At 64.7% G+C, this 19574-nt stretch carries 18 protein-coding genes; 10 read left to right on the top strand and 8 right to left on the bottom strand.

Features of this window, described 5'->3' with window-relative positions:
- The first annotated feature begins 24 nt into the window (after positions 1–24).
- Positions 25–1605, top strand: a complete 1581-nt coding sequence (locus K1X15_RS04490; protein WP_220306286.1) for a peptide ABC transporter substrate-binding protein — start codon at positions 25–27, stop codon at positions 1603–1605.
- A gap of 64 nt (positions 1606–1669) precedes the next feature.
- On the opposite strand, the gene putA is transcribed toward K1X15_RS04490, so the two are convergent.
- Entirely contained in the window at positions 1670–5041 is a 3372-nt protein-coding gene (gene putA / locus K1X15_RS04485) for a bifunctional proline dehydrogenase/L-glutamate gamma-semialdehyde dehydrogenase PutA (RefSeq protein ID WP_220306285.1), read from the bottom strand.
- A gap of 119 nt (positions 5042–5160) precedes the next feature.
- Between putA and K1X15_RS04480 the strand changes: the two genes are divergently transcribed.
- The 9 genes from K1X15_RS04480 to K1X15_RS04440 all read left to right on the top strand — a co-directional run bounded on the left by K1X15_RS04480 (position 5161) and on the right by K1X15_RS04440 (position 12519).
- Complete coding sequence (locus K1X15_RS04480; RefSeq protein ID WP_220306284.1) at positions 5161–5628, top strand: Lrp/AsnC family transcriptional regulator; 468 nt, start codon at positions 5161–5163, stop codon at positions 5626–5628.
- A gap of 66 nt (positions 5629–5694) precedes the next feature.
- Positions 5695–6423 carry a precorrin-6A synthase (deacetylating) gene (cobF, locus tag K1X15_RS04475; protein ID WP_220306283.1) on the top strand — a complete coding sequence of 243 codons (729 nt, stop codon included), beginning with the start codon at positions 5695–5697 and terminating at the stop codon, positions 6421–6423.
- Between the two features lie 53 nt (positions 6424–6476).
- The gene (gene cobG / locus K1X15_RS04470; RefSeq protein ID WP_220306282.1) at positions 6477–7664 is read left to right on the top strand and encodes a precorrin-3B synthase; all 1188 of its coding nucleotides are present in this window, start codon (positions 6477–6479) and stop codon (positions 7662–7664) included.
- Positions 7661–8293 carry a precorrin-8X methylmutase gene (locus K1X15_RS04465; protein WP_220306281.1) on the top strand — a complete coding sequence of 211 codons (633 nt, stop codon included), beginning with the start codon at positions 7661–7663 and terminating at the stop codon, positions 8291–8293. Before cobG ends, K1X15_RS04465 begins: the two co-directional genes overlap by 4 nt.
- Positions 8290–9015: a precorrin-2 C(20)-methyltransferase gene (locus K1X15_RS04460; RefSeq protein ID WP_220306280.1), complete on the top strand. Its 726-nt coding sequence runs from the start codon at positions 8290–8292 to the stop codon at positions 9013–9015. Before K1X15_RS04465 ends, K1X15_RS04460 begins: the two co-directional genes overlap by 4 nt.
- Positions 9012–9764, top strand: coding sequence for a precorrin-3B C(17)-methyltransferase (locus K1X15_RS04455; protein WP_220306279.1), 753 nt, complete (start codon positions 9012–9014; stop codon positions 9762–9764). The genes K1X15_RS04460 and K1X15_RS04455 overlap by 4 nt, the downstream gene beginning before the upstream one ends.
- On the top strand, positions 9764–10975 hold the full coding sequence (gene cbiE / locus K1X15_RS04450) for a precorrin-6y C5,15-methyltransferase (decarboxylating) subunit CbiE (RefSeq protein WP_220306278.1): 1212 nt from the start codon (positions 9764–9766) through the stop codon (positions 10973–10975). Before K1X15_RS04455 ends, cbiE begins: the two co-directional genes overlap by 1 nt.
- The gene (gene cobM, locus K1X15_RS04445) at positions 10972–11733 is read left to right on the top strand and encodes a precorrin-4 C(11)-methyltransferase (protein ID WP_220306277.1); all 762 of its coding nucleotides are present in this window, start codon (positions 10972–10974) and stop codon (positions 11731–11733) included. The genes cbiE and cobM overlap by 4 nt, the downstream gene beginning before the upstream one ends.
- Before the next feature lie 9 nt (positions 11734–11742).
- Positions 11743–12519, top strand: coding sequence for an SDR family NAD(P)-dependent oxidoreductase (locus K1X15_RS04440; RefSeq protein WP_220306276.1), 777 nt, complete (start codon positions 11743–11745; stop codon positions 12517–12519).
- A gap of 9 nt (positions 12520–12528) precedes the next feature.
- Here the strand turns inward: K1X15_RS04440 and K1X15_RS04435 are convergent, their stop codons facing one another.
- The 7 genes from K1X15_RS04435 to K1X15_RS04405 all read right to left on the bottom strand — a co-directional run bounded on the left by K1X15_RS04435 (position 12529) and on the right by K1X15_RS04405 (position 19566).
- On the bottom strand, positions 12529–13344 hold the full coding sequence (locus tag K1X15_RS04435) for an inositol monophosphatase family protein (protein ID WP_220306275.1): 816 nt from the start codon (positions 13342–13344) through the stop codon (positions 12529–12531).
- On the bottom strand, positions 13341–14177 hold the full coding sequence (locus tag K1X15_RS04430; protein WP_220306274.1) for a glycerophosphodiester phosphodiesterase: 837 nt from the start codon (positions 14175–14177) through the stop codon (positions 13341–13343). Before K1X15_RS04430 ends, K1X15_RS04435 begins: the two co-directional genes overlap by 4 nt.
- Position 14178: 1 nt before the next feature.
- Positions 14179–15213 (bottom strand): ABC transporter ATP-binding protein, encoded by a 1035-nt coding sequence (locus K1X15_RS04425; protein WP_220306273.1) that lies wholly within the window; start codon positions 15211–15213, stop codon positions 14179–14181.
- Between the two features lie 9 nt (positions 15214–15222).
- Positions 15223–16053, bottom strand: coding sequence for an ABC transporter permease (locus K1X15_RS04420; protein WP_220307431.1), 831 nt, complete (start codon positions 16051–16053; stop codon positions 15223–15225).
- 25 nt (positions 16054–16078) lie between these two features.
- Positions 16079–16864 carry an ABC transporter permease gene (locus K1X15_RS04415; RefSeq protein WP_220307430.1) on the bottom strand — a complete coding sequence of 262 codons (786 nt, stop codon included), beginning with the start codon at positions 16862–16864 and terminating at the stop codon, positions 16079–16081.
- Positions 16865–16962: 98 nt separating this feature from the next.
- Positions 16963–18114, bottom strand: coding sequence for an extracellular solute-binding protein (locus K1X15_RS04410; RefSeq protein ID WP_220306272.1), 1152 nt, complete (start codon positions 18112–18114; stop codon positions 16963–16965).
- Between the two features lie 438 nt (positions 18115–18552).
- On the bottom strand, positions 18553–19566 hold the full coding sequence (locus K1X15_RS04405) for a LacI family DNA-binding transcriptional regulator (RefSeq protein ID WP_220306271.1): 1014 nt from the start codon (positions 19564–19566) through the stop codon (positions 18553–18555).
- Positions 19567–19574 lie beyond the last annotated feature (8 nt).

Raw genomic sequence — 19574 nt, 5'->3', positions numbered from 1 at the left:
CCCCGACAACAGGAGAGAACGCGAATGAAGAACACGGTTCTGCCGCTGGTGACAGCGGCCCTGCTGGGCAGCACGGGCGCGGCCCTCGCCGCCGGCGAGTTGACCTATGTGGTCAATAATGAAAGCGCCAAATACGATCCCGGCACCACCGCCGAGACCTTTGCCGCCCCGATCATCGGCAACACCTTCGAGGGCCTCATCCGCCTGGATGCGAATGGCGAAGTGGTCCCGGCCCTGGCCGAGAGCTGGGAAATCTCGGACGACGGCCTGACCTACACCTTCCATCTGCGCGATGCGCTGTGGTCGGACGGCGAGCCGGTCAAGGCGTCTGACTTCGTCTATGCCTGGAAGCGCGTGCTCGACCCGGCTTCGGGCGCGATGAACTCGCAGATGCTCTACCACATCGTGGGCGCGGAAGAGGCCTTTGGCGGCGGTGATGCCGAAGCCATCGCCATCTCTGCACCCGATGACAAGACGCTGACCTTCACCCTCAAGCAGCGCGTGCCCTACATGCTGCAACTGCTCAACTACCCGACCTTCTATCCGGTCCGCGAAGATGTCGTTTCGGCCGACCCGGAAGGCTGGACCCGCGATCCGGCGACCTTTATCGGCACCGGCCCGTTCCGCGTCACCGAATTCAATCAAGGCGAGTCGGTCGTGTTCGAAAAGAACCCGAACTATTACGCCGCCGACCAAGTCAGCCTCGACAAGCTCACCTTCCGCCTGATCCCCGATCCGGCGACCGCGCTGGCTGCCTTCGAGGCCGGGGATGTCGATGGCATCGAGGCGGTTCCGGCGCCGGAAATTCCGCGCCTTTCGGTGGAATCGGACGCGTTCATGATCGTGCCGGCACTAGGCACCACCTATGCCTTCTTCAACCCGCATCAGGCACCGCTCGATAATCTGCATGTGCGCAAGGCCCTGTCGATGGCCATTGACCGCTCGGAGATCATCGAATTCGTGCTGCAGTCAGCCGACACGCCGGCCCTGGGCCTCGTACCCCCGGGCATGGGCCTTGCCGGCGAGGACTTCACCGAAGGCCGTGACACTTTCGGTCTGTCGGAAACGGCGGACGTCGAAGGCGCCCAGGCCGAACTGGCCGAGGCCGGCTACCCGAATGGCGAGGGTTTCCCCGAAACCCTGTTCGTGACCTATTCGTCGCCGCCGATCGAGAAGCTGCTCGAAGCCATTCAGCAGATGTGGAAGGAAAACCTCAATATCGACGTCGCCATCCAGGCGACCGAGTGGCAGGTCTATTACCCGGAAGTGCAGAAGGTCGAGTACCAGATCGCGCAGATGGGCTGGGGCGCAGACTATCCGCACCCGATGACCTTCCTCGACAACTTCGTGACGGGCAGCGCCAACAACCTCAACAACTGGTCCAATGCGGACTATGACGCCGCAATTGAAGCCGCCAAGTCCGCATCGGACGAGGCCGCGTCGCGTGACGCCATGCGTGAGGCCGAGGCTATTCTGATGAACGACCACGTCATCCTGCCCCAGTACCACCGCTACAATTACATGATGATGAGCCCGGAAGTGACCGGCTTCTGGCGCTCGCCGCTCAACGTGCCCTATTTCCGCGACGCGGAAATCGCCGAGTAAGCGGCACTTTTGAAAGTGAAAGGCCCGCAGGATCGCTCCTGCGGGCCTTTCTTGTATCAGCGGGTCAGACTGCTGCAGCCATCAGCGACGCATTGCCGCCCGCGGCCGTTGTGTCGATGCAGACATGACGTTCGAGCTGCAGGCGGCCGATATCGGCCGGCCCGGCGAGGATGGGCAGCAGGGCGTCGGTTCTCTGGCCCAGGGCCAGGCGAATGTCCCTGAGCCCCGCCTCGTCGCCGAACCAGGCGACCGCATCGAAGCCGCTGCCGCTGCGCAGGCGCTCGAGGTCGACCTCGGCGGTCTCGATGCCGCAGCCGCAGCGCTCGGCCATTTCCATCTGCGTCGCCACATCGTCCGGCGTCGGACCGAGGCAGAGCAGGGTTCCACGCGGCACCACATGCAGGCGATTGCTCTCGCCGGTCGGCCCCGGCAGGTCCAGCACGCGGTCCTGCAGGTCGCCGCCACCCTGGGTGAAGCGCGGCAAATAATGCGGCCCACCGGCCTTGGGGCCGGTGCCCGAAAGACCCTCGCCGCCAAAGGGCTGGCTGCCGACCACGGCGCCGATCTGGTTGCGGTTCACATAGATATTGCCCGCATGGACCGTTGTCGCCAGCCGCTTCACGCGCGAGGAAATGCGGGTGTGCATGCCGAAGGTCAGCCCGTAGCCAGAGGCATTGATGGCGGCAAAGACCTTGGGGAGTTCGTCGCCCTTGAATGTCGCCACATGCAGGACCGGGCCGAAGATTTCCTCGGGCATGTCCTCGATCCCGGAGACCCCGACCACCGTCGGGGCGATGAAGGTGCCGCCCGCGGGCGCCGGAAGCTGGTGCAGGACCTTGTCCTGTCGCGCCGCGATATAGGCCGCGATCTTGTCGCGTGCCGCCGCATCGATGATCGGGCCGACATCGGTCGAGAGCTTCCAGGGGTCTCCAAGCACCAGTTCATTTATCGCGCCCTTGAGCATGTTCAGAGTATGTTCATGAACGTCATCCTGGACATAGAGAATGCGCAAAGCCGAGCACCGCTGCCCGGCCGACTGGAAGGCCGAGGCGATGATGTCGCGCACCGCCTGCTCGGTCAGCGCCGTCGTATCAACCACCATGGCATTGAGCCCACCGGTCTCGGCAATCAAGGGCGCATGGGGTGGCAAATGTGCCGCCATTGCCTGCTCGATCCGCCTCGCGGTCGGCAGCGAACCCGTGAAGGCGACCCCGGCCATGGCGGGATTGGACGTCAGGAGCGTTCCAACCTCCGGGCCGCCCGGCAGGAGCTGCACCGCATCTGCGGGCACACCGGCCTCATGCATCAATTGTATCGCCCGGAAGGCCACGAGCGGGGTCTGCGGGGCCGGCTTGGCCAGAACCGGATTGCCGGTTGCCAGGGCCGCTGCGATCTGTCCGGTGAAGATCGCCAGCGGAAAGTTCCAAGGGGAAATGCAGACGAATGGCCCGCGCGGCGGTGCAGTGAGCTTGCCCGCTTCCTCGGCGTAATAGCGAAGAAAATCAACGGCTTCGCGCAGTTCGGCGACCGCATCGGCCCAGCTCTTGCCCGCCTCGCGCGCCAGGAGCGCAAAGAACTCGGCGGCATTGGCCTCATAGAGGTCAGCCGTTCGCCGCAGCATTTCCGCCCGCTCAGCAACCGGCACATCGGCCCACTTGCTGGCGCTGGCCGTAGCAATTGCCTGACCGACCTGCGACGCACTGGCTTCCGTCACCGCCCCAACAGTGTCGGCATGATTGGCTGGGTTGATGACCGGCCTGGCTTGCCCCCCTGCGCCGTCCATGGCGCCCAGGCTGTGCGCCTGCCAGCGATGTTTTGCAAACGAACCGCGCGCTGTCTCCATCGCTTCGAAAGCCACGGGATCGGTCAGGTCCAACCCCGCGGAACTGCGCCGACCCGCGAAGATGGCAAAAGGCTGCGGGATAGCAGGGTTCGGGATGGCCTCGCCCAGGCCCAGCAGCTTACCGATGGGATCCTCCGCGACCGTCTCGGCCGGAATGTCGTCATCGGCGATTTGATAGACGAAGGAGCCATTGGCGCCGTTTTCGAGCAGGCGCCGTACCAGATAGGCAAGCAGGTCCTTGTGCGCGCCGACGGGGGCATAGATGCGCGTGGTGGTGGCGTGGTTCTTGCGCAGCACTTCATGCAATTGCTCGCCCATGCCGTGCAGCCGCTGGAACTCGTAGCTATCGTTAAGTCGCCCGGCTTCGGTCGCCAGATGCAGCACGGCCGCCGCCGTATGGGCATTGTGGGTGGCGAATTGCGGATAGATATGGGGCGCTTCGAACAGCTTCCTCGCCGCCGCGATGTAACTGACGTCGGTCGCTGCCTTGCGGGTATAGACCGGGTAGCCCGGCAGGCCGAGCACCTGCGCCCGCTTGATTTCGGCGTCCCAATAGGCGCCCTTGACCAGTCGCACCATGATCCGCCGATCCAGACGTTCGGCCGTTGTCTCGAGCCAGTCGATGAGCGGCAGCACGCGCTTGCCATAGGCCTGAACCACAACGCCAAAGCCGTTCCAGCCGGCCAGTTCAGGCGTCTCCAGCACCGCCTCGATCACGTCGAGCGACAGGTCGAGCCGATCGGCTTCCTCGGCATCGATGTTGAACCCCATGTTCGCCTTGGCCGCTGCCATCGCCAGCCTGCGCGTGGCTGGCACCAGCTCGGTCATGACACGGTCGCGCTGGGCAAACTCGTAGCGCGGATGCAGCGCACTGAGCTTGACCGATATCCCCGGATTGTCGCGCACCGAGCCGTGGACGCAGTGCGGAGCAAGTGCGTTAATGGCGTTGAGGTAAGCGTCGAAATAACGCTTTGCGTCGTCAGCCGTGCGCGCTGCCTCGCCCAGCATGTCGTAGGAATAGCGGTAGCCAAGTGCCTCGGGTTTCCTGGCGTGGGTAATGGCTTCGTCGATGGTGCGCCCGAATACGAACTGGCTGCCCATCAACCGCATGGCGTGGCCGACAGCGGTGCGAATGACAGGCTCACCCAGCCGCGCCACGGCGCGGTGCAGCGCCGATTTCGGGCCAATCTCGGGATCGCCCAGCACATCCGCCGTCAGGTTCAGAGCCCAGGAGGAGAAATTGACCAGCGGGCTGGGCGAGCCGCCGAAATGGCTGGCCCAATCGGCACCGCCGACCTTGTCGTGGATGAGAGCGTCGATGGTCTCGCTGTCCGGGACACGCAGCAGGGCTTCAGCCAGCGACATCAGCGCCAGGCCTTCGTCGCTATCGAGGCCATATTCCGAAAGGAAACTCTCCATCAGCCCGAGCCTTGAGCCGCTGCGCACGGCCTCGACCAGTTGTGCGGCCCGTCGAGATATCTCTGTCCGCTGGGCGGCATCGAGTCCCGTCGCTTCGATCAGATCGCGCACGAGGGTGGTCTCGTCGGCAAGAAGGCGGGAACGGAGTTCGATGCGGGGCGAAATGTCTGGCATGGGGTCAATCCTGATCAGAGGACCCATGATGACAGAGTTGAAACAGGCGTTTCGCCCGATGTATGGTGTCCACAGATCCTGTCGGCACATTTTTTGGCTTCTTGTGAGATGAAACGCCTATGAAGGTCCCATCCGCTGGTCCATTGGACCAGATCGATCGCCGCATTCTTGAGGAATTGGCACGCGACGGCCGCATCAGCATTGCCGAGCTGAGCCGTCGGGTGAATCTCTCCAAGACTCCCTGCCAGGCGCGCATCAGGCGTCTCGAGCAGAGCGGCTATATCCTGGGTTATCGCGCCGTCATCGACCCGACACGGCTTGGCTTGCCCCATGTCGCCTTTGTGGAGGTGCGCCTGAGCGATACGCGCAAGGCAGCGCTCGAAGCCTTCAACGAGGCGGTCCGCGCCCTGCCTGAAGTCGAGCAGGCGCACATGATTGCCTCCAGTTTCGATTATTTGCTCAAGGTGCGGACCAAGGACATCGCCGCCTATCGCGAGGTGCTGGGCGAGAAGATTTCCGCCCTGCCCCACGTCGCCCACACATCCACCCATGTGTCCATGGAAGCGGTCAAGGATGACGCGGAATAGCGACGCTCTTGCATGGTGGCCAGTGCTCTGCCATTCCCAGAGCACCACCTCAGTCAGGGCACGCGCATGAAAACCATTCTCGTCGTCGGGATCGGCACCGGCAGCGCCAATCACCTGACGGTTGCGGCCATCGAAGCGCTCAACCGGGCTGATGTGTTGTTTGTGCCCGACAAGGGCGCGAGCAAATCCGATCTCGCCGAGATTCGTCGTGAAATCATCGATCGGTTCGTCCGCAAAACCGACCCGCGCCAGATCGGCTACGCGGTGCCCCGCCGGGAAGCCGCGAACGGCGACTATGAGGCCGGTGTGGCGGATTGGCATGCGGCGCTCGCCGACATCTTTGCCCTGCTGATTGCCGATGTGCCGGCAGAGGGCACCGGTGCCTTCCTCGTCTGGGGGGATCCGGGGCTCTACGATTCCACCCTGCGCATTCTCGAACGGGTGAGCGAGCCAGTCAGGATCGAAGTCGTTCCGGGCATCACCGCCATCCAGGCGCTCACCGCCGCGCATGGCATCGCGCTGAACCGCATCGGGGAGCCTGTGCTGCTCACCCCGGGCCGGAGGCTTGGACCGGTCGAGATGGACACAGTGGTGATGCTTGACGGGCGCATGGCCTTCCTTGAGGCGGACCCGGATCTCGAAATCTTCTGGGGCGCCTATCTCGGCACGCCAGACCAGCTCCTGGTGTCCGGGCGGTTGGGCGATGTGGCCGAGCGCATTGTCTCTACCCGTACGTCAGCGCGCAAGCGACACGGTTGGATCATGGATACCTATCTCCTGCGCAAGCCGGAGTAGTGCTGGGCCGGATGGGCTGCTAAAACCGTCCGACCCATGTCAGCGAGCCTCGAGTGAACACTGCAACCGCGATTCTTGGTCATCAATCGGGCGCTCGCCGTGGCGCCTGCCCGACCCTGGCCGAACCCATGCAGACTGGGGACGGACTGCTGTCGCGGGTTCGGGTCGAGAACGGCCTCTTGGCGCCCCAACAACTGGCCGAACTGGCCAGCCTCGCCCAAGCCCATGGCAACGGTATCGTGGAAGTCACCGCCCGCGGCAACCTGCAGGTGCGCGGCCTTCGACCCGAGACGGCCGGACGCTTTGCCCGCGATGTCGCGGCGGTGATCAAGGTCGAAACGGGCCTGGTGGTCGACACCTCCCCCATTGCCGGGCTCGACCCGTTTGAGCTTGCCGATGCCCGCCCGCTGGCGCGACGCATCCGGCAGGAGGCAGCTGAGCTTTCCGGCCAGCTCGGTCCCAAGGTCAGCGTCGTCATCGACGGGGGTGGACAAATGTCCCTTGCGGCCCTCAAGGTCGATATCCGCCTCCTGGCGACTGGCCCTGGCCAATGGGCCGTTAGCCTGGGTGGTGGCAAGCCGCAGATCATGGACGGGGCCGGCGCCGTCGCAGCGGCCATGGCGGTGCTGGGCGCACTCTCCGCGCTCGGCCCGGAAGCGCGGGCAATCGACCTTTTTCCGGCGTCGGGAGCACCTGCACCCGATCGGCTCTTGCACCGGGATGGCATGGCCGCAAGCAGGTTCACCCTCCGCACCGGGCACACGCTCCGGGTCGCTTTGCCCTTCGGTTCGGCACGCGCCGCCGACCTTATTGGCCTAGCCCACGCAGCCGAAAACGCAGGCGTGAGGATCATTCGACTCGCCCCCGATCATACGCTGTTGCTTGACGACGCCCCCGAAGCGCTCATCCAGCACGCTGCCACATTGGGCTTCATCACGGACCCGGCCGATCCCCGCCGCCGCGTTAGCGCCTGTATTGGCAGCCGCGGCTGCGCCTCCGGTTTCATCGCCGCCCGGGAAATGGCGGATCGCCTGGCCACCCATGTCCAGCCCGGCCAGCACCTGCACGTCTCCGGCTGCAGCAAGGGCTGCGCGCATCCCCGGCGCGCCGAAGTGACGCTGGTGGGACGCGCGGACGGGATTGGCCTTGTCATCGATGGCCGGGCGGGCGATACGCCTCTAGAAATCTTGGACGAAGGCGCGCCTATCGCCGCCCTCGTTCCCTCCCGGGACAGGCGATGACGCAATACGACTACATCAAGGATGGCGACAGCATTTATCGCCAGTCCTTCGCCATCATCCGCGCCGAGGCCGACCTGTCGCGCTTCGACGATGACCAGGCCGATCTGGCCGTGCGCATGATCCATGCGGCAGGCATGGTCGCGGCCGCCGACCATTTCGTTTTCGGTCCCGGCTTTGTTACCGCAGCCCGTCGCGCGCTGATGGCTGGCGCGCCCATTCTGTGTGATGCGGAAATGGTGGCCCGCGGCGTCACCGCCACCCGCCTCCCTGCCGGCAATGAGGTCATCTGCACGCTTCGCGATCCGCGGACCGCAGAATTGGCGGGTGCCATCGGCAATACCCGTTCGGCCGCCGCCCTGCATCTCTGGGACAAGCACCTTGAGGGCGCAGTGGTCGCCATCGGCAATGCCCCCACTGCGCTGTTCCACCTGCTCGAAATGCTGCGCGACGGCGCTCCGAAGCCGGCCGCTATTCTAGGCATGCCCGTGGGCTTTGTCGGCGCGGCGGAGTCGAAAGATGCGCTGGCTGAAAACTCATATGGCGTGCCCTATGCGATTGTGCGCGGGCGCCTGGGCGGCAGCGCCATCACCTCGGCCTGCCTTAACGCGCTTGCGAGGCCGGGGCTGTGAGGGGGAAACTCATTGGCGTCGGCACCGGCCCCGGCGACCCGGACCTCCTCACCCTCAAGGCAGTGCGGGCCATCGAAAGCGCCGATGTCGTGGCCTATTTTGCCAAGCGCGGCAATCCGAGCAATGCCCGCGCCATCGCCGCCGCGCATTTCCGTCCCGACCAAGTCGAGGAAGCGCTGGACTATCCGGTGACGACCGAGATCGATCGCCATGCCAATGGCTACAAGGACCAGATTGCCGGATTCTATGCCGAGGCGTCCGAAAGGCTGGCCGCGCATCTCGATGCCGGCCGCAGCGTGGCGGTGTTGAGCGAGGGCGATCCACTATTCTATGGAAGCTACATGCATCTGCATGTGCGCCTCGCTCCCCGCTATGACACCGAGGTCGTCGCCGGCATAACGGCCATGTCGGGTTGCTGGTCTGCCGCGGGCCTGCCGCTCGTGCAGGGCGATGATATCCTGACCATCCTGCCCGGCACGCTGGACCGCGCCGACCTGACCCGCCGCCTGTCCGATACGCAGGGGGCCGTCATCATGAAATTGGGGCGCAATCTGCCAAAGGTGCGGGCTGCCCTGGCCGATGCGGGCCGGCTCGAGGGGGCTGTCTATGTCGAGCGTGGCACCATGACCAATGGTTCGGCCATTGCCCTGGCCGACAAGGCCAATGACGACGCGCCCTATTTTTCGCTGGTTCTGGTACCCGGCTGGAGTGCGCGGCCATGACCGGCAGGCTCACCATTGTGGGGACGGGCCCGGGCAATCCTGGCCAGACCACGCCGCAGGCAATGGAGGCCATCGCCGGGGGAGAGTTGTTCTTCGGCTATGGTCCGTATCTCGACCGCCTCATGCTGCGCTCCGACCAGACGCGCGTCGCCTCTGATAATCGCGAGGAGATCGACCGCGCCCGCGCGGCGCTCGATGCAGCCTCCAAGGGCGCCTATGTTTGCGTGGTCTCGGGCGGTGATCCCGGGGTCTTTGCCATGGCCGCCGCCATCTGCGAGGCGGTGGAGACCGGACCCGAAACCTGGCGGCGGCTCGACATCAAAGTGCTGCCCGGAGTGACCGCCATGCTGGCCGTGGCCGCTCGCGCAGGCGCGCCACTCGGCCATGATTTCTGCGCCATTTCGCTCTCGGACAATCTCAAGCCGTGGGAACTCATTGAGCGCCGCCTGCGTGCCGTTGCCGAGGCGGGGCTGGTCATTGCGCTCTACAATCCCATCTCCAAGGCCCGCCCCTGGCAATTGGGCACGGCCTTCAAGATCCTGCGTGAAGTGTTGCCGGTGACAACGCCGGTGATCTTTGGCCGCGCCGTCGGGCGGCCGGACGAGCATTTCGTCGTCGTGCCGCTGGGCGAGGCCGATGCGCAGACTGCCGACATGGCAACCTGCGTGATCATCGGCTCTGCCGAAACCCGCATCATTGAGCGGCCAGGCATGGATCCGCTGGTCTATTCGCCCAGGGGTGTCGGCTGATGAGCTCGCCCTGGCTCACCATCATCGGCATCGGCGAGGATGGCCTCTACGGCCTCTCCCCTGCCGCACGGACGGCACTGGCCAATGCCGAAATCGTCTTTGGCGGGGCCCGGCACCTGGAATTGGCTGCACCGGCCATCCATGGCGATCAGCATCCCTGGCAGACACCGTTCTCGGCGTCCATCGATGCCGTATTGGCTGCCCGTGGCCGTAAGGTCTGCGTGCTCGCCTCTGGCGATCCGTTCCACTATGGCGTCGGTGCCACGCTGTCGCGGCATATCGACCCGGCGCAAATGCAGGTCATTCCGCATCCCTCCGCTTTCAGCCTTGCGGCGGCGCGTCTCGGCTGGCCGCTGCAGGACGTTGTCAGCCTATCCTTGCACGGTCGTTCCATCGACCTCATCCGGCCCCATCTGCACGCCGCGGTGCGCATTCTCGCGCTGACCTCGGACGAAAAGGGTCCGGGGGCGCTCGCGGCCCTGCTGGTCGAAGCTGGGTTTGGCCGCTCCATCATCACCGTCATGGAGGCTCTGGGCGGGCCGCGCGAGCAAGTGCGGTCGCAGATGGCCGACGGCTTCACCCTGACCGATCTTGACCCGCTCAATATCTGCGCCATCACCGTGGTCCCGCTGCCGGGTGCGCGCGTCCTGCCGCTGTCGCCCGGGCTCGACGACGCTCTCTTCGAGCATGATGGGCAGATCACCAAGCGCGATGTGCGGGCGCTCACCCTTTCGGCCCTTGCGCCGCGCCGGCACGAACTGCTCTGGGACATCGGCGCCGGGTCCGGGTCGATCGGCATCGAATGGATGCTGGCCGATCCCAGCCTCAAGACCGTCGCCATTGAGGCGGAGCCTGAGCGAGCCGAACGCATCGCCCGCAACGCCCGCAACTTCGGCGTGCCCGATTTGCGCGTGGTCGGCGGACCTGCCCCGCACGCGCTTGCCGGGCTCGAGGCGCCCCATGCCATCTTCGTCGGAGGTGGCGGAACCGATCCGGGTGTCATGGAGGCGGCCCTGACCGCCTTGCGCCCGGGAGGGCGACTGGTGGCCAATGCGGTGAGCCTGGAGATGGAACAGGTGCTGCTGGCGCTCTTCGCTGAACGTGGCGGCGAGCTGGTCCGTCTCTCGGTTGCCCAGGCGGCCCCCTTGGGCGGCATGACCGGCTGGCGCCCTGCGATGCCAATCACCCAGTGGCGCTGGAGCAAGCCATGACCGTGCATTTCATCGGCGCGGGTCCCGGTGCCGCCGATCTCATCACCGTGCGCGGTCGGAACCTGCTCGCCCGCTGCCCCGTCTGCCTCTATGCCGGCTCCATCGTGCCCCGCGAGATGCTCGACTGGTGCGGCCCCGATACGCGCCTCATCGACACCGCCCCGATGTCGCTCGATGAGATCGAGGCCGAATATGTTGGCGCGCATGAGGCTGGCGAGGATGTGGCCCGCCTGCATTCGGGGGATCTCTCCATCTGGAGTGCGGTGGCCGAGCAGATGCGCCGCCTCGACCGGTTGGGCATCCCCTATACGCTCACGCCCGGCGTGCCCGCCTTCGCCGCCGCCGCGGCGGCGCTCGGACGTGAACTGACCATTCCGGCCGTCAACCAGTCGGTGGTACTCACCCGGGTTGGCGGCCGCGCCTCGCCCATGCCCGATGGCGAAACGCTATCGGCATTCGGAGCTACAGGGGCGACCCTCGCCATCCATCTGGCAATTCATTCGCTGGGGCGCGTCGTTGACGAACTGACGCCGCTCTACGGCGCGGACTGCCCGGTCGCCATTGTCGCCCATGCCAGCTGGCCGGGCGAGGTGATCATCCGCGGGACGCTCAGCGATATCGAGGCCAGGTTCGACCCAGCCATCGAGCGCACCGCCATCATCTTTGTTGGAAGAGGCCTTGGCGCCGAAGACTTCCGCGAGAGTTCGCTTTACGATCCCGATTATCAACGCCGTTTCCGCGGACGCGATGGACTATAGGAGCTGACCATGGCTGCACTCACTCTCCCCGAACTCAAGGACAAGGCCGTCCTCATCACCGGGGCATCGACCGGGATCGGCGCCGCGCTTGCCAAGGCCTTCGGCGCGCAAGGAGCGATGGTTGGCGTCCACTACAATTCCAGCGAGGACGCCGCAAAGGCGGTGGCTGACGCGGTCGAGGAAGCCGGCGGCAAGGCGCATCTCGTGCGCGCCGATGCGTCGAAATCGGGCGAAATGGCCCGCGCCGTCGAGGAGACCGCTGCGGCCTTCGGGCGGCTGGACGGGCTCATCAACAATGCCGGGGGCATGGTCGCCCGCCTGCCCTATGCGGAGATGACCGACGAACACTATGACGCGGTGATGGACCTCAATGGCCGTTCCGTCCTGGCTGCGACGCGGGCGGCGCTGCCGCATATGAAAGCGGCCGGTGGCGGCTTTGTCATCAACACCACCTCGATCGCGGCCCGCAATGGCGCCAGCGGCGGCGCCGGGCTCTACGGTTCTTCAAAGGCCTTCGTGGCCAATGTGACGCGCGGCATGGCCAAGGAGTTCATCCCCTTCGGCATTCGCGTCAACGCCGTGGCGCCGGGCGTCATCGAGACGCCATTTCACGAGCGCTATTCCACCGAGGCGCAACTCAAGGCGCAGCTGGCGACCGTGCCGCAGGGGCGACTGGGCGTCGCCGAGGACTGCGTCGGGGCCTATCTGTTCCTGGCCTGCGAGAGCCTCTCCGGCTACATCATCGGCCAGACCATCGAGGTCAATGGCGGCATGCTGATGCCGTGAGGCGACCGCTCAGGTCGCCGGGTTCTTCGGCGGCACATCCTTGAGCTGGCCCAGCAAATAGGCATGCGTGGCCGCATTGGCGACCACCAGGCAGCCCGTGCGCTCGAACACCTCCGGTCCCCTGCCCCACCAGTCGGTGACGATGCCACCGGCCTCTTCGACCAGAAGAATACCGGCAGCCGTATCGACAAAGCCGGTTTCTTCGAAATAGCCGGTCAGCCGCCCGCAGGCGACCCAGGCGCAGCTATTGGCTGCACTGCCCACAATACGCACCGCGCCGATCGGAGCACGGATGGCGTCAAGGCGCTGGTAGGCCCCCGGATAAAGCTGCAGGTTCGGCGTCGGCAGACCGGTGCCGACACACATCATGGCCACATCGGTGGAACGGCTGACCTGCAGGCGCTCGCCGTTGAGGAAAGCGCCACCGCCTTTCTTGGCCGTGAACATCTCATCGGCCACCGGATCGTAGACCAGCCCGCAAAGCGTTTGGTTGCCGCGCCGCAATGCAATCGTGATGGTGTAGTGCTGGCCATTGAGGAAATTGGTGGTGCCGTCAATGGGGTCCACCAGCCAGCGGTGCTCGGGGTCCGAACCGTCGACGGGCGCGAACTCTTCTCCCGTCAGGCTCCAGGTCGGATCAATCTCGAACAGACGCTTGCGGATCAACTGCTCGGATTCGCGATCGGCATCCGAGACGAAGTCACCCGGCCCCTTCACTCCGATTTCGAGATCGCGAAAGCGCTTGAAATGCGCCTGGGTCAGCTCTCCCGCCTCACGGGCGGCCGCAACCATGGTGTCCAGAATGGAATCGTAGTCTTTGCTCATGATGTGAGGGCCGCGTGCAGCCCCTCCGGATCGTCGGTTGTAATCTGATCGACCTTGAGCGCGAGGAGGCGCTCGACCTCGGCGAGACTGGCCGGGGTGACCTCGCGGATGGTCCATGCGTCGATGCGGACGCCGTGCCGATGAAAGGCCCCGACAATGTCGAAGCCCGCATCCTGCGCATGGGTCACCATTGGCCAATGCAGGTAAATGAGGTCGGCGCCGGGCAGCGCCCTGACGGCGTCGTCGACAAAGGCCTGCAAAGACCCGGCGGACAATGCAGCGCGGAAATTCTGCTCGTTGCTGGGGTCAAACCCCTTCTTCATGCCTGGCACGGCCGCAGCCAATAGATCGATCGCCGCCGCCGATCCCGACGACACGATCACATTTGCGGCCACCGGGCCGACCGCCCGGGAAAAGTTATCGACGGCCCGCGCATCGAGCACGGTCTCGTCTTCCTTGTAGTCGAGCTGCAGCAGCGCATCGGGATGCACCTGCCCCTCGGTCATCAGCCTGCACAGGTCGTCCAGCAGCATGACCCGGTCGGCAATCGGCGCCCCATCATTGCCGCGCAGGTGCAATTGCCGGATTTCGTTGTCCGTGGTCGACGCCACCGCGCCCTGTCCGGTCGTTTCCCTCTCAAGGGTCTTGTCGTGCAACACGGCAAAACCCTTGTCGGCGGAGACCACAAGGTCAACCTCGACGCTGGCGCCGAGCCGCATGGCCTCCAGAATGCGGGCACCTGTGAACACCGGATCGCTCGCCTTGCGGCGGGCGCGATGCCATTTGAGCCAGGTACGGTGACCTTTGCGCTCGATATAGAGGGGATCGGCCATCTCAGCTCCGATAAACCCGGGCATTGTTGCGGTAGGCCGCGATGGCCTTGGGCTGCAAGTCAACCTTCTGGCCGGCGCTGAACAGGTCGGGATGCGCCACCATGGATTTGAGCCGCGTTCCGTCGCTCAGATCGAGATCGACAAGCCCGTGCGTGCCGTAGTCGGTGACCCGGTGCACCACGGCCACGCCGTCATCCGAAGCGGTCAGGTCGAGGACTTCGGGGCGAATGGCCACGGTTGCCGGACCATCGGGGATCGGAATGTCGAGCCCGAAGCCGGCATGGGTGAAGCGACCATTGGCCACCTGCCCCTCGATCAGGTTCATCGTGCCGATGAAGCCGGCGACAAAGGGTGTCTGCGGCTCGCGATAGACGACATCGGGCCGGTCGATCTGCTCGGTCCGCCCATCGCGCATGACCACGATCCGGTCGGCCATGGCCAGGGCTTCGTCTTGCCCGTGGGTCACGAAGAGCGTGGTGATTTTCAGGCGCTGCTGGATGTCCCGCACCTCCTCGCGCAGACGCTCGCGCAGATGCTGGTCGAGGCTTGCGAACGGCTCGTCGAGCAGCAGGATCTTGGGCTCCAGCACCAGCGACCGGGCAAGAGCCACGCGCTGCTGCTGTCCACCTGAGAGCTGGTTGACGCCGCGCGTGCCGTAACCGGACAGGCCCACCAGTTCGAGGACGGCATCGACCTTCTGTTTGATCTCGTCCTTTGGCAGCCCACGCAGCTTGAGGCCAAAGGCCAGGTTCTTGAACACATTCATATGGGTCCAGAGCGCGTGGCTCTGGAACACCATGCCCGTGGGCCGCCGTTCGGGCGGAAGGTGCGTAATGTCATCGCCATCGATGGTGATCTGCCCCGCAGTGGGGCGCTCGAAGCCCCCCACCATGCGCAGCAGGGTGGACTTGCCCGAACCCGATGGGCCGAGCAGGCATACCAGCTCCCCGTCGGCCACATCGAGCGAGAATTTGTCCACGGCGACGGTGTTGCCGGCGAAGTTCTTGGAGACGTCGGTGATTTTGAGAACAGACATTGGATTTCCCTAGCCGCCAAAGCCGCGGGCAAAGGCGCCGCCACCGATGACCCGGCGGGCGAACATGAGAGCGATGAAGGACGGGACCCAGAGCATCACCGAGAGCACGGCGCCATACTGGATGACCATCTGATTGTTGATGAAGGAGATCATCAGCACCGGCATGGTGCGGATGCCGGGTGCGCCGATCAGCCAGGCGCCCTCGGTTTCATAGAAGGTGCCGACAAAGCTCAGCAGCAGGGCAGCGGCGATGGTCGGTCCGGCCTGCGGCAGAGTGATCGACCAGAAGACCCGGAACGGACCGGCGCCGACATCGCGGGCCGCCTCTTCCATGCGCCGGTCGACGGCCTGAAAGGCGGCCACGGGAATCCAGATCATGAACAGAAGCGTGCCCACGAGCTGGATGAGGACCACACCCCAGAAGGTGCCGATCAGGTTCAGCTGCAGAAAGATCGCGGCTATCGCGATCAAGAGGCCGAATTTTGGAAAGGCGTGCCCGGCGAGGAACGAGAAGAACAGTACCGTGCGCCCCGGAAAGCTCATGCGGGCAAAGGCATAGGCCGCGGGGAGGCAGATGGCGGCCGAGAGCAGCGTCACCACGGTAGAGAGCTGCAAGCTCAGGGTCAGTGCCGCCCAGACATCGGGACGGGTCAGCGTCTGGTTCCAGAACCGGAGACCGAACTGTTGCGGAACGACATTGGGATAGCGCCAGACCTCCGTGAAGGCCCAGGTGCCGACGACGATCAGCGGCAGGACGATGGCGGCCGAGAGCAGGATGGCGAACACAATGCCGGTCCAGTCCAGCGGCGGACGCGAAGGAACAATGCTGGCCGGGGCCATGGTGACGGGAGCAACGCGTTCCATCTCACTTCCCCTGGTTGCGTGCGACCGAACGCACATAGAAAAGCCCGAAGGCGATACAGAAGCCGAAGGTTATGACGGCCTGGGTGATGGCGTTGAGCGGGTCGTTCACCTCGCGGAAGGTGCGGTTCATGAACGGCCCCATCATTTCGGGCGATGCCGGCCCCAGGAGATAGGGCAGCGTGAACGACGAGAAGATGCCCAGCACCGAGAAGGAGATGGCCACGAGTACCGAATTGGAGATGCGCGGCAGGATGATGTGCCAGAAGACCTGCAGGCGGTTGGCGCCGACGTCTCGCGCCGCTTCGACGGCCTGGTTGGCAACGCTGCCAAGGCCGGAGAGCAGGATCAGCACGGTCAGCGGGATATTGTCCCACACAAGGCCGATGACCGGCCCCCAGGGGGTCAGGTATGGCGTCCGAATCTTGGGCAGCCCTACCGCGTTGAGCAGGATGTCGACCATGCCATTGGGCCCCAGCACGCGGATGAAGGCATAGGCCAGGATGATCGATGGCACGAACATCGGAAAGATGGCGAGCGCCTGCACATAGGCGGGAAGCCGCCCTTGCGAAAAGCGCAGGTAAAGCGCGATCGGCAAACAGATGACCAATAGCAGGATGGCGCACATCAGCGTCGTCCACAGGGTCACCGCGAGATTGTCGATGCTATACTGATCGGAAAAGAAGAAGACGTAACTGGACAGATTGAAGCCGTAATTGCCCTCGGCATCCGGCCGCCAGATGGTGCGGCCAACGGCGTTGATGATCGGCCAGATGATCAGCCACGCCATCAACAGGACAGGGATGGCGACAAGCAGGAGGCCGGTCGGCCTCCTGTTGTCGGACTTTTCGATGAGCGGACGAGCCGCTCCGTCAGCAGCCTCGGTGGTCACGAGTTGCGATCGACGTTCGGAGCCACATTGCGGTACCAGCCATCATTGATGGGGCCGGACCAGTCGCCACCCGGGAAGGTCGGGATGGAGGTCGGGACGATGTCGGCGAAGCGCTCGCGCAGTTCGGGTGCCACATAGTCCCAGGAAACGCCCGGGAAGCCGCCGAGCTCGGTCAGGATGGCGCTCTGGATTTCTTCGGACAGGATGAAATCGGCGAGCTTGAGCGATGCGTCGCGGTTGACGCCGTTCTCGATGACGATGGAGCGGGTGAAGCCGCCCGCCAGCGCCAGGTCCTGAAGCTGGACCAGGCCGGTGTCTTCCGGCAGCACGCCCTGGCTGATGGCCTGCAGCACCTGGTCGGACCAGACCGGGGTCATGGTGACGACGCCCTGCGAGAGCAGCTGGATCGACTGGGTATTGCCCGAGGAATAGGCGCCGTTGTCATAGAGCGAGGGCGCGATGTCCTTGAGGATCTCCCAGGCCTTGCCCAGAGCCTCGTTGCCGAATTCTTCGGTGTAGTTATCGACCGTAAACTTGGAGGGGTCGAGGCCATTGGCCTGGTGGATGGCGCGACGGACGAAATTGCCGCCCGAACCACCCTTGTCGGGGCGGTTATAGACGAACTGACCCGGGTTTGCCTTGATCCAGGCCACCAGGTCATCCCAGGTCTTGGGCGCATCGGCCGCGCTCAGCTTGGTGCTGTCATAGGCCAGCAAGACCTGCGAGCCGCGATAGGGGAGCGAATAGTCGCTCTCGATGGCCAGCGGATTGACCTTGTCGTAGTTGGAAAGCCCGGCGGCCTTGATGTTGGTGTAGATGCCGGCCTCGATGGCGCCTGCGGGCAGTTCGGCATCGGCGGACTCGAAGAAATCGGCCTGCGGATCGGTCCCGGTCTGCTTGGCGGCCATGGCGCGCTCGGCGATCGAGATAATACCGGCACCATCGCCCGCATCCACCAGATTGAGGGACACGCCGGGGTTCGCCGCTTCGAAGGCGGGCTTTACCGTATTGGTCCAGAAATCGAGAATGTTGCTGTCCGAGCTGGTGTACCAGTCGATCACGCCTTCGGCGGCGAAGGACATGCGGGGCATGAGGGCCATACCGGCCACAGTACCCGCAGCGGAAATCATGAAGTCACGACGTTTCATGTACTTTCTCCCATCAAGGCGACCGTTGGGGCCACCGCGCTTGTCGTTGCCGAATGCGGAGGCAGCGTAACGGCGCTAGCCGTCTTGGCGAACCGGATCGGCACCGGTTCGCCCGCCTCATGGGCCTCCTCCCTCTTTGCGTTGGCGGGCGGAAGGCGGTCCCAATCTCATGCCGGGTACAGCCTGCCGCGATGGTCCATCGCTACCGCAAGACAACACCCATTAGCGATTGCACACAAGTGCATTTTTTCGCCCTGTTGATTGCGTAGATAGGCGCCTTACATAACGCTTTGATGACACAGGCTGATTGCACAGCTGTGCAACAATTTGCGCGGGCTGTTTCAAAAGCAGGCGCGGACCCCTAAAAAAGGCACAAATCGAGCCGTTGCCCCGCACCGGTCGGGCAAGCTTGGGCACCAAGGATCGGCCGCATTTGCCTTAGCGTCGACCCGGTCGCACCGACCGCCGCCACACCGGAATCGGTTCGATCATGCGTCGTTCCGAAACGGCCCGCTCGGGCTGCAGCAGCAGGTCCACGACTTCGTCGGCCATCGGATCGAGAGGCTGTCGAAATGTGGTCAACTGGTAGGACGCCCAGCCGGCCTGTTCGATGTCGTCGAAGCCAACCACGCAAAGATCATCGGGGATCGCGATGCCGAATTCCTGTCGGGCGACGTCCATGAAACCCAGGGCCAGAAGGTCCGTGACGCAAAAGACGCCATCGGGTGCCTCGGATCGTCCGAACACCCGCCGCGCCGCCTCCTGGCCGGATTGGTAACTTGTCGGCCCGGCCTCGGTGACCACGACCGGCATGCCGGCGGCTTCGGCTGCGGCCACGAACACCTTCTCGCGCTCGACCAGACTGGCCGTGCGCGCGTTGGACGTGATCAGACCCAGCCGCTTGCAGCCAGCGCGCTGGAGCAGGAACAGCGCCTCGCGGCCTGCCATGGCGTTGTCGACGCCCAGATTGCTCGAGCCCTGCAAGCGCTCGTCACGATTGATCAGCACCACCTGCTGCCCATTGGCCAGACAGGTCTCGATCAGCGAGGCAGGCGGCGTCCCGGAAAGAACCACGGTGGCGTCGGCGCGATAGTTGAGTGTCTGCCGCAGGGCCGCCGAGACACTTTCGGTGTCGGTCTCGGTGTTGATCACCATGGTGATCTTGCCCGCTGCCTGCAATTTGCGGGTGAGGACATCGACCATGCGCGCGCGGATCGGCGTGGTCATGTCGGCGACCACGAGGCAGACGATATTGCTGCGTTCGCGCAGGCCACGGGCGAGATGGTTGACGTGGTAGCCCAGGGCATTGGCCGCCTCGAGCACCTTGCGGCGCGTCGCCTCGGACACGCTGGCGCCGTCGGTAAAGGTGCGCGATACGGCTGAACGCGACACCCCGGCCCTGTCGGCCACCATCTGCGCACTGACAAAGGAAGGGGGTTTGGGTTCGCTCATGGGTAAGG

Origin of the sequence: Devosia salina (assembly GCF_019504385.1) — a bacterium.
GTDB classification, from domain to species: Bacteria; Pseudomonadota; Alphaproteobacteria; order Rhizobiales; family Devosiaceae; genus Devosia; species Devosia salina.
The sequence above is the reverse complement of the archived record's forward strand: the minus strand, read 5'-3'. Positions and strand labels throughout refer to the sequence as shown.